7 protein-coding genes are annotated in these 7,213 nt (G+C 62.5%); 5 read left to right on the forward strand and 2 right to left on the reverse strand.

The window, feature by feature from the left end; all coding sequences use genetic code 11:
* The first annotated feature begins 102 nt into the window (after positions 1 to 102).
* Positions 103 to 432 (forward strand): DUF3147 family protein, encoded by a 330-nt coding sequence (locus tag VJ604_RS04035; RefSeq protein ID WP_324080096.1) that lies wholly within the window; start codon positions 103 to 105, stop codon positions 430 to 432.
* Position 433: 1 nt separating this feature from the next.
* Here the strand turns inward: VJ604_RS04035 and VJ604_RS04040 are convergent, their stop codons facing one another.
* Positions 434 to 2,422, reverse strand: a complete 1,989-nt coding sequence (locus tag VJ604_RS04040; RefSeq protein ID WP_324080097.1) for a hypothetical protein — start codon at positions 2,420 to 2,422, stop codon at positions 434 to 436.
* Positions 2,423 to 2,489: 67 nt separating this feature from the next.
* A complete protein-coding gene (locus VJ604_RS04045) occupies positions 2,490 to 2,942 on the reverse strand; it encodes a putative lipoprotein (protein ID WP_324080098.1) in 453 nt (150 codons plus the stop codon).
* Between the two features lie 366 nt (positions 2,943 to 3,308).
* On the opposite strand from VJ604_RS04045, the gene VJ604_RS04050 reads away from it, so the two are divergent.
* From VJ604_RS04050 to VJ604_RS04065, 4 genes are all read left to right on the forward strand, one after another.
* Positions 3,309 to 5,003, forward strand: coding sequence for a sensor histidine kinase (locus tag VJ604_RS04050; RefSeq protein WP_324080099.1), 1,695 nt, complete (start codon positions 3,309 to 3,311; stop codon positions 5,001 to 5,003).
* Positions 5,004 to 5,147: 144 nt separating this feature from the next.
* Positions 5,148 to 5,429 carry a hypothetical protein gene (locus VJ604_RS04055; RefSeq protein ID WP_324080100.1) on the forward strand — a complete coding sequence of 94 codons (282 nt, stop codon included), beginning with the start codon at positions 5,148 to 5,150 and terminating at the stop codon, positions 5,427 to 5,429.
* Between the two features lie 145 nt (positions 5,430 to 5,574).
* Positions 5,575 to 6,240 (forward strand): outer membrane protein, encoded by a 666-nt coding sequence (locus tag VJ604_RS04060; RefSeq protein ID WP_324080101.1) that lies wholly within the window; start codon positions 5,575 to 5,577, stop codon positions 6,238 to 6,240.
* 575 nt (positions 6,241 to 6,815) lie between these two features.
* Positions 6,816 to 7,106: a MoaD/ThiS family protein gene (locus VJ604_RS04065; protein ID WP_324080102.1), complete on the forward strand. Its 291-nt coding sequence runs from the start codon at positions 6,816 to 6,818 to the stop codon at positions 7,104 to 7,106.
* Positions 7,107 to 7,213: the final 107 nt, after the last annotated feature.

Genomic DNA, 7,213 nt, shown 5'->3' on the forward strand with positions numbered 1-7,213 from the left:
ACCGGACACCCGCAGCCCGAGGGCCCTATTTACCTTGACCACCAGCGGCTATTTTGCCAGTATGCGAGCCGTTCGCCATCAACTGCAAGGAAAGGCACGGCCGTGTTCCTCCTTAAGCTCCTCATCACCAACGCGATCATCGTCAGCTGCGTGCTGATCGGAAAACGGCTACCAACCCTCGCCGGGCTGATAGCCGCCATGCCGCTTACCTCGCTCCTCGTGCTGATCTGGCTTTACACCGACAATCCCGGTGACCTCGCTTCGCTTTCCAAGTACTGCGGCGGCGTCCTCTGGGGGATCATCCCCACCGTACTCTTCTTCGCCGTCGCCATGTCCTGCTTCCGCCGCGAACTTCCCCTCTCCCTCACCCTCTCGCTAAGCTTCGCGGTATGGCTGGCCGCGGCAGCCGTCCACCAGTGGCTGTTGAGGTAGGCTAGCGCCCCTTCACCGCCGCCCCGTCCCCCCTGTCGGCCGAACCTTCCACGTAGGCGGTGGATCCCTTGCGCAGGTTGATGAAGACCAGCTCGGGCAGGCTGAAGAGCACCCCCTTGGTGCCGGAGAGGAAGCGATCGGGACCTTCCACCGGCATGGTCACGACACCTATCAGCCCCTGTCCAAGCCCCACCAGCAGGTTGACCACCCCGAACAGCGGCCGCAGCGGCAGGTTGTCGTCGGTGAAGAAGAGGAAGGTCGAATCTCCCGGGCCCGGCCGATAAACGGTGGAGGTGATGGTGTTCGATTCCCGCAGGAAAACCTTGAGGGTCGCCTCGTGGGCCTTCATCTCGGCCAGCCGCGCCGCGCGGTAGGAGGGGAGATCCCGGCTTTCCACCACCTTGTAGTTATTCTCCACCACCGCGGCCGAGATGAACGGTATGAAATCGAGCCCTTGGGAAGCGTCGACGAACCCTCCCAACCGCTTTTCCGACTCCTCCCGCGGCGTCCCCTGCCGGCCGGCGGTCGCCACGCTCCCCGCCCCCTCGGCACCGCCAGCGGTGGAGAAGGTCCGGTTGATCACCGCGAACAGCTCGGTCACGCAGTTACGGTGGAACAGGTCGTAGCCGTACAGACCGTTGAGCTCGGCCGCGTACTCACGCTCGGCTGCACGCGCGGCCTCCTCCTCACGGAGCAGGGCCGCCTGATCCGGATGGCCGGGTAGCGGCACGCTGACAGTTGCCGCCCGGGAGGGAAATGCCTTCTGGGGGACCGCCCTCAGCGAGGTACCGGTCCGCTTCGCCCGCTCGACATCGAGCAGGAGGTTCCCCGACCTCTCCATGAGGGCATAGGCCGCCTCGCTGAACCCCTTCTCCGCGAAGAAGCGCTCCTTTTTCTGCAGGAAGACCTTGCGCAGGTCGCTCTCCATCATGGGGAGGTACGGGCGCAGCGCGGCATCCTGGTTGGCCGGCAGCTTCACCGCAGGATCGAAAATATCGAGCAGCACCAGCCGGCCGCGGTCCAGGCTGGCCTCGATCGCCTCCAGGCGCGCGATCCCCAACAGGAAGGGGACTCCCCAGTCGCCCCTTTGGGAGGCCGCCAGGCGGACCAGGTCGTCCTCCAGCTGCCGGGCCGATCTTTTCAGGGCCTCCACTTCCCGGGGCCGCAGCTTGAAGAGGTCTCCCTCCGGAGTCCAGTAGGCGCCGCTGCGCAGAGGCGCCCCCCTCTGCAGCATCTTCACGGCCATCAGCGCGTGGAGGGCGTCGTCATAGCGGGTCGCCACGGTGGGAGAGAAGATGGGGTAGCTGTCGCGGCTGATGGCCGCCTGCTTGCCGGCCGCCCGCAGCTCCAGCTGTTGGATGGCCATGCGGGCGCGCTCGGCTCGTTCCACCAGGAAGGAATCACCGTAGGTGGCGACGATGCGGCCGCGCAAAGCCGCGACGGCAGGGGAAAAGGGGAGGTCCCCGTCGCTGGGCGCGCCCTCCTTTCCGAAGTAGCCGAGACCGCTGACCGGCAGCTGAATCTCACCGTCGCCCCGCTCTTGCGGTCCGACTACCCTCGCCCCTTCAGGGGAGAGGGTGGCCGAAGGCCGGGTGAGGGAAGTGGCCCGCCTCAGCAGCAGTTCGAAGAGCTCGCTGTCGTGGCGCAGCGCCTCACGGCGGTCGGCCTGGGCGTCCTGGATGGCGAGCAGCCGGGCAAAGGCCTCCCGCAAAAGCGAGTAGGTATCGTCGCTGACCGCGATCCTGCTTTCGTGGATGGTCCGGTTGCCGAGCATGGCATAGATATGATGGAAGGCGGCGGCGTCATGCCGCCGGATGCGGAGGATGCCGGGGGATTCCTGCTGAAAGTGATAGGTCTCCTCGCCGAAACGAAGCGCGACGTGGCCGCCGCTGGAGTCCCCTTCGTTGGCCTCGACGTAGAGGTAGTCGATGGTGCCCGCGGCCATCGCCGCAGGCCCGCCACTCCACCAGAAGAGGAGGGCGGCCGCCACTCCGAAGATCCGCAGCAGCCACCCCTTTCCGGCAGACCTGATCGAGCGCCTCCTGTCGCGAATACCGTCAGTTCCTGTACTGATCGTACCCGTCCTGCATGGCGCTCGCATAGGTGGCGTTGCCCGAAGCGATGTTGGCCTTGTAGACTTCGAGCTGTGCCTGTTTCACCTTGGCTCTGCCCAGGCCCTGACCGATTCCCTTGTAGGTTGCCGAATCAGCTTCCCAGTTGGAGATGCCGTGCTTTTCGGCAATCGACGCCAAGCCGCTCCTGAATCCCTGCACGTCTGCACTGGAGCGAACGTAGGCCTCGGTGTAATCACGAATGTCCCTCTGGTACGATTCCTTGTCGTGACTGCTGGACCTGCTGGAATCGGAACTCCACTTGAAGGGACTTGACACACTGTCGGAGACGCTGTCGGAGATGGAACAACCGAACATCGCCAATACGATGCCGGCGGCTCCGGTAATCTGCAGTGTCCTGACTACCGACCGACCTTTCGAATGGATGGATGTACTCATATACGCTCCCCCTTTTTTCCGGAACAAACAATGTCCCGCTGACTCTTTAGAGCATACCACCGACAACAGTTTGGAACAAGACGGGGTTTTTGGCCTGCGCGTCTGTCAGAGACCTCATCTCTGTCAGTCATCCCACCACGCTTCATATTGTCCGGCCATGACAACGCCCAATTCGACAGGTATAATTTCCACAAGTCGGCAATTTATCCATGTTTTCGGTGGCCTCGCGCCGCTCCTTCCCCGTTTCGATCAGTCGACCTCACTATTTTGGGACCGCCTCGACGGTCGAGTGCTGTGCTGGTTCGCTTCCCCGGCGGCTGCGGGTTGAAGGGCGAGACAGGAGATCGGGCACTCAAGGAGCTCGCCTTGACTCCAAGCCTCTCCCACGCCACCAGACCGCTACGCCGCGTCATGATGGCCGTCGCCCTGCTGCTCGCGCTGGCGCACGTGGCCATGGTCCTCGTCTGGCGCACTCCCCCGCTGCTCTTTCCCTACCCCTGGATCGTCACCACCCTCGATACCGTCATCATCGTGATCTCCGGCGCGGTGAGCTTTCTCGCCCTCGGCAGGTACCAGGTGCTGCGCGACCCGGCCTCCTATTGGACCGGCATCGGCTTCGCCACCTGCGGCGTGGGGGTCATCTTCTACCTGCTCGCCTGGCCCGGCCTGCTGCCCAACGGCGCGCCGGCAATCGGCCACTTCCACAGCACCGCGGCCTGGGTGAGCCTGCCGGTCACCACCCTGCTGGCCCTCTTCCTGCTGGCGGCCGCCCTTTCCCGCTGGCCTTCCGCCACCTCGCTGCCGGGAAGGCGCTGGCTCTGGTCGCTGCTGGCCTGGCTGTCGCTGGTGGTGGCGGGCGGCCTGGTGACCGTGCTTTGCGAAGGATGGCTACCGGTGCTGGTGGAGGGAAGCGGAGCGTTCACCCCGCTTGCCGTCGCCTGGGGGATGATGGTCATGCTGCTCTTCGCGCTGGGCTCCGCGCTTTCCGCGCGTCGTTACCTGGCCACCGGCGACATCCTCGCCGCCTGCGGCTTCTTCACGCAGCTGGTCACCGGCTTTGCCCTGCTGATGGCCGCCTACGGAGGCAACCGCTTCAGCCTGCCGCTGGTGGTCGACCGCTTCATCATGATCGGCGGCTTCCTGATCACCGAAATCGTCCTCCTGTCGGAGTACGTGCGCCTTTTTCGCCGGGAGCGGGACAGGAGCTCGCAGCTGGAAGGTCTGGTCGCCGAACGGACCCGCCACCTTGAGGAGCAGCGCGCCGAGCTTGCGCAACGCAATCACGAGCTCGAGCTGAGCCATCGGCGCCTGGAGGAGCAGGGGCAGGAGATCCTGCGGGCCCTGGACCAGGTCCGGGAAAAGGAAAGGATGCTGGTCCAGCAAAGCCGCATGGCGGCGATGGGGGAGATCCTGGTGAACATCGCCCACCAGTGGCGCCAGCCGCTTAACGTACTGGGGCTGATCGTCCAGGAAATGGCGATGCAGTACCGGTTGCGGCAGGGCGAGGAGGACACGGCGGCCAGGCGGGCCATGGAGGTGATCCGCCAGATGTCCCGCACCATCGATGATTTCCGTAATTTCTTCAGGCCGGATCACGCGCCGGTGCCGTTCAGGGTCAACGAGGTGCTTTCCAAGATGGTGGACATGCTTGGGGTGAGTTTCAGGGAGATCCGGGTCCCCATCCAATTGGTCAACAGTGACGAGGTGATCACCACCGGCTATCCCAATCAATTCTCCCAGGCGGTCCTCAACATCCTGGTCAACGCCATGGATGCTTTCCTGGAGCGGCCGGTACCGGAGCCCCGGGTCGTGGTCAAGCTGTTCAGGGAGGGCGAGCGGGGGGTGGTGGTGATCGCCGACAACGCCGGGGGGATCCCGGAAGACATCATCGACCGCATCTTCGAACCCTATTTCACCACCAAGGGCCCGGACAAGGGGACCGGAATCGGCCTGTACATGGCCAAGGCGCTGATCGCGAACATGAACGGATCACTGACCGTCCGCAACGCCAGCGGAGGGGCGGAGTTCAGGGTGGAGGTCCTGTGCGAAGCGGGGCCCTGACGGCGAAAATCAAAGTTGCCACTTTTTTATTCAAAAAATTTCATTTTTTTCTTCCAAAACGACAGATACTGACGTGTCGCTATGATACTAGGAGCTGATACGACGCCTCCTGGCATCGAAGACCGACATTCCCTCGCGGAGGCGATGGTGACCCCCCAGTATCAAATCGTCAATCAATGCCTGAGGCTATTGAGGCAGGCGAACCTCTCCCGACTGGACGCGTTACGGATCGAGACCAGGCTCATTCAGCTGAAAAGACTGCTGCTGATCACGGAGGGATTGAACCTTCTCGGCGAGGAGCACTTCGAGGAACTGCTCAGCGGCATGTGTATGATCTGCGAAGAGGAGTGCCGTAAAGAAGCCCTTCTAATGTACCTGGGTCAGCTCGAGGGGATGATCACCTGCCTTGGCGAAGGCCTGCCGTGAACTCCATCTGGCAATTATTTGAACGGGTTGCGTGCATTTAGCCAAAATGGTTGTAAACTAAAGCGTGCGTCAAATTCTGCCGTCGGTCTGGCGAAGCATCCCCCATTCGGATTGCCACTATCCCAAAGATACAGGAGAATCGGCCATGAAAAAGTGTCTGTTCGTGTTCCTTGCCCTGGCAACCTTAGCACTTCCCTCGATCTCCATGGCCACCCAGCCTGACCGGGGCGCCTACGTGTCTGGCTTTTTGGGACTGACCTTTCCCAATGACGCCGATGTCAAATCCTTCAACGTGAACGACAAGATGGAGTACGACGTCGGTTCCTACGTCGGCGCCACCGGCGGCTACGACTTCGGCTGGGTGCGCACCGAAGGCGAACTCTCCTATCGGCGCGGCAACCCCTCCAAGGTCAACGACCGCCTCAACGGCGTCACCTACGACAAGCTCAGCGACAGCGGCGGCTTGAGCATCATCTCTATGATGGGGAATGCCTTCGTGGACATCCACAACCAGAGCCCGTTCACCCCGTACCTTGGTGGCGGCCTCGGGTTCGCAGCCATGACACTCAACGATACCCTCGGCTCGACGCCGACCCAGCGCGTCATAGTTTTCCAGGGGGGTGACGACACCGTTTTCGCCTGGCAGCTCGGCGCCGGGGTCGACTACAATATCACCAAGATGTTCTCAGTTGACCTCGGCTACCGCTTCTTCAGCACCGCCACCGCGCATTTCAACAAGGCGAGCCTCGCAGAATACGACCTCAAGTTCCAGAGCCACAACCTGGCGCTCGCACTCAGGTTGAAGTTCTAGGCCGCCAAGAGCTCAGCACGGATCAGCGGGTCAGGCTGCCGTCGTCGTCCAGTCCGGACGCTTCGGCAGCCCGATCCGTTTCTCGGCCACCGATCCGGCGGCGCCCCCTGAATACCCCCGAGCTAACCCGCCCCTGGCGATCCACCCGCATCGCCACCTTCATCCCGCCCCTCCCAGTCCATCACATCCCCCATCACCCGCTTTTCGACAGACCCCCTCTCCCGAAGAACGGCGCCGCGCTCTCATCCTATCCGCCGAGCCATCCCTATGGACGCAGGTCCTCCCAGGCGAGGAGCAGATGTGATCCCCTGCCCGACTGCCTTGCCAAAACGAGGTTGAATTTTCTTTAAAAAAGTATACAGTATATTAAACGATCGTTTGATCATCAGGGTGATCTAATGACTGCTCTTCTTCCGACACCGAGGCCTGCATCGCCAGTCCGTAGAGCACTCTCCACTTCGCAGCACCGCTCGTGCCTCTCAGTCGTCGCAGAAAAACGGCAGGCAATGGGCGAAGGAAGGGATGAACCAGAGAGGAGTTGTCCGGCAGTCAACGCCTGCTAAAAGGAGGATGAGATGGAAACCAACACCACGGTTCGCATGTTCGGGGCGCTGCACACGGTAAGAAAGGAAAGGGGTCAAAAGTCGACGGTGAACGTCGCCATTCCGCCGGAGGGGCGCACGGGGTTCGACCTTGCCGGGGATCTGGAACTCCCCATGAACAAGATCCAGGGGATCTTCATCAACCACAAGGCCTACTCCCTCGATCACCTGATCCAGCCGGGAGACCAGGTCGCCTTCATCCCTACCGGCATCCCCGCACCCATAGCTGCCCGAGGCCTGCTGGTCCCGGAACGGAACGCCTGAGGTAACAGCCTCCTCCAGAGTGACCGATGATGCGTTCAGCCACAGGTCGTCATGCTGGGAACTCCCTCTTCCCGGCATGACGACGGCATGACCGTGATGATGCCGAT

Source organism: Geomonas sp., assembly GCF_035254065.1.
Lineage (GTDB): Bacteria > Desulfobacterota > Desulfuromonadia > Geobacterales > Geobacteraceae > Geomonas.